This is a genomic window from Microcoleus sp. LEGE 07076, assembly GCF_015207455.1.
Lineage (GTDB): Bacteria > Cyanobacteriota > Cyanobacteriia > Cyanobacteriales > Microcoleaceae > Microcoleus.
The window spans coordinates 1-2,931 of sequence record NZ_JADEWV010000390.1; the positions used below are offsets into that span (position 1 = coordinate 1).

4 protein-coding genes are annotated in these 2,931 nt (G+C 46.0%); all 4 read left to right on the top strand.

Translation table 11 applies throughout. The features are described 5' to 3' along the window. Nucleotides 1–113 precede the first annotated feature (113 nt). Nucleotides 114–482 carry a 2Fe-2S iron-sulfur cluster-binding protein gene (locus IQ270_RS29440; protein ID WP_193976646.1) on the top strand — a complete coding sequence of 123 codons (369 nt, stop codon included), beginning with the start codon at nt 114–116 and terminating at the stop codon, nt 480–482. A 34-nt stretch (nt 483–516) separates the two neighbouring features. Beyond that, complete coding sequence (locus IQ270_RS29445) at nt 517–1,038, top strand: thermonuclease family protein (RefSeq protein ID WP_193976647.1); 522 nt, start codon at nt 517–519, stop codon at nt 1,036–1,038. Nucleotides 1,039–1,300: 262 nt separating this feature from the next. Beyond that, nucleotides 1,301–2,116: an inositol monophosphatase family protein gene (locus IQ270_RS29450; RefSeq protein ID WP_193976648.1), complete on the top strand. Its 816-nt coding sequence runs from the start codon at nt 1,301–1,303 to the stop codon at nt 2,114–2,116. Between the two features lie 692 nt (nt 2,117–2,808). After that, the coding region (locus IQ270_RS29455; RefSeq protein WP_193976587.1) for a reverse transcriptase N-terminal domain-containing protein at nt 2,809–2,931 on the top strand (123 nt) is incomplete at its 3' end.

A 2,931-nucleotide genomic window follows, 5' to 3' on the forward strand; every position in this document is an offset into this window, starting at 1 on the left:
GTGTCTTGCCAAGCGGGCTCGGGTTCTCCTCCCGGGGTCGAAAACCCATTCATCTCAAGGATTTTGCCCCGCCCACCCCAATCTCAAATCTCAAATCTCAAATCTAAAATTCCATGACTCGATCGTACACAATTAAAATTCATAACCGACAAACCGGATCGCGCCACACAGTGCGAGTACCAGAAGACCGCTACATCCTGCAAAGCGCCGAAAACCAAGGAGTAGAATTGCCATTTTCCTGCCGCAACGGCGCTTGTACAGCCTGTGCGGTGCGCGTCAAGTCGGGGGAACTGCACCAGCCTGAAGCAATGGGACTTTCTGTGGAACTGCAAAAAGAAGGTTATGCCCTGCTGTGCGTCTGCTATCCCCGTTCCAACATCGAGGTAGAGACGCAAGACGAAGACGAAGTTTACGAACTGCAATTCGGTCGCTATTTTGGTAAAGGTAAAGTTAAAGTCGGTTTGCCGCTGGATGAGGAATGAGGCAATTTTTTAAATTATCAACTACCAACTATTCATGCTTTATCGGTTATTTGCGATCGCCCTTTGTGTATTGTTAGCTAGCTGCCAAAAACCCGAAATTCCCCAAGGTACGATCGCCAAAGTAGAAAGAGCCATCAGCGGACAAACAATCGAAGTTATCAGCACAGCCGACAAAATCGCCTTATTAGAACAAATTAGACTGATTGGTATTGATGCGCCAGATTTAAAACAGCAGCCTTGGGGAGAAGCAGCCAAACAAAGATTAGAACAGTTAACAGGGGGAAAACAAGTATTGTTAGAATCAGACATCGAAGTTAAAGACCAGTTCGATCGCAAATTAGCTTATTTGTGGCAAGATCAAATTTTGCTCAACGAACAGCTAGTCAAAGAAGGTTATGTTTTGGCCTCCTCGATGCGTTCATCGCCCAACACCAAATATCAACAGCGACTCCTCAACGCTCAAGAATGGGCGAGAATCATGGGTAAAGGGCTGTGGAATCCAGAACGAGCTTTGCGCCAAACTCCCGCAGAATTTCGCCAGCAAAATCGGAAATAGTCAGTAGTCAGTAGTCAGTAGTCATTAGTTATTAGTGATTGGTGATTGGTGATTAGTTATTAGTTATTAGTAATTGGTGATTAGTCAACAACTAAAAGCTCTTCAGTTATCACTAACAACTCATGAGCAATGATTTCCTTCTTCCTGATGACGTTGGACCCAAAGCTCGGCGGGGACAGCAAAACATGACTAATGACTAATGACTAATGACTACTAACAACTAACAACTAACAACTAACAACTAACAAGTAACAACTAACAAATGACAGACAACCAACTGCGAAACCTCTTAGAAATAGCCACAGAAGCAGCCCTGGCCGCCGGTTCAGTCTTGCAATCTTTCTGCGGAAAATTAGAAAACATTCAAGAAAAAGGTCGATCGGGCGATTTAGTCACAGAAGCGGACAAAGCCTCAGAAGCCGTCATCTTAGAAATTCTCGGCAGACACGTACCCGCTCACGCCATCCTCGCTGAAGAATCCGGCAAATTAGGGAATGCTAACAGCAAATATCTGTGGGCGATCGACCCTTTGGACGGTACAACTAATTACGCCCATCAATATCCTTTTTACGCTGTGTCGATCGGACTTTTAATCGACGGCATACCACAAATTGGCGTAATTTACGACCCTTCTCATAACGAATTGTTTCGCGCAGCTAAAGGATTGGGGGCGACTTGGAACCGGCGGGCGATCTCCGTTTCGCAAATCTCAGAATTGAGCAAAAGTTTGTTAGTTAGCGGCTTTGCATACGATCGGCGCGAAACAACCGACAATAACTATGCGGAATTCTGTCACCTCACCCACCTCACCCAAGGCGTGCGGCGCAGCGGTTCGGCAGCCCTAGACCTCGCACACCTCGCAATGGGGCGATCGGACGGATACTGGGAACGGGGACTCTCCCCTTGGGATGTAGCAGCCGGTGTACTCATCGTCTCCGAAGCCGGAGGTCAAGTTACAGCCTATGACGGCGGTGCCTTTGAGATGAGTTCGGGTCGAGTTTTGGCCAGCAACGGCAGAATACACGCCGAACTCAGCGGTGCATTGCTGTCAGTTCCTGCCTTATCTTCCTGGAGGTAGCGTTTCGACAGCAAGAAATCGGGGGTAGTACGGGGGTCACAACCCCTTGACTCAAGCTACATTAAAGAATAGTGAGTGCGATTCGTTTAACCTAAATGAGTAGAGATATTCAGGGACGGTTAGCCTAACCAAAATGGTTAGTATAACTGAATACACATCTAGGTGCGGGGTTTAAACCTTAGTCCTAGTCCGCAAGTGCAGCGGTAAAAGCATATCCCCTATTTTGTAGGGTAGCAACCAACAGGATAAAGCGGGGATAAAAGGCAGAACTACTAGTAGCCAAAACTGGTAACTGTCGAGCAAGAGTTCATGTGTAGCGAAAGCAAAGATGTGTCTGAACCATCGTAATTTTAGATGGTCTAATGGCTAAATCAAGAATAAACCCGTTGAAAAACACGGGTTTAGACTGATTAAGACCAAGCCAAAAGGCAAGGATAGGGCATAGGCAATTTCACACTTGACCTATAAGCACCGCCCATAAACCCGGTGGATAGCATCACACTAAAAACTCTAACAATGTGTATTTGGAACGAAGTAACTCTCATATATTTCTGGAATCATGTCGATTATCCAGTAAGTAGCTAACGAATAGTATATGGGAGAGGGATTGTATCAGAAGCCAATGCTCTGTTGTAATAACAGAGATATGCAGACAGGTACACGGTAACTTCAATGATGGGAACCTAGCAGCAATGAATAAGTCTAAAACGCGGGACAACCCGACGGTGGAATGGAATCAAATCAATTGGCGAAAAGCCGAAAGATTGACATTTAAGTTGCAAAAGCGTATCTATCGAGCAAGTGAGCGTGGCGAT

Bases quoted from the DNA above. Each gene is read 5' to 3' on its own strand.
- IQ270_RS29445 (WP_193976647.1), top strand. From the start codon at position 517: ATGCTTTATCGGTTATTTGCGATCGCCCTTTGTGTATTGTTAGCTAGC.
- IQ270_RS29450 (WP_193976648.1), top strand. From the start codon at position 1,301: ATGACAGACAACCAACTGCGAAACCTCTTAGAAATAGCCACAGAAGCA.
- IQ270_RS29440 (WP_193976646.1), top strand. From the start codon at position 114: ATGACTCGATCGTACACAATTAAAATTCATAACCGACAAACCGGATCG.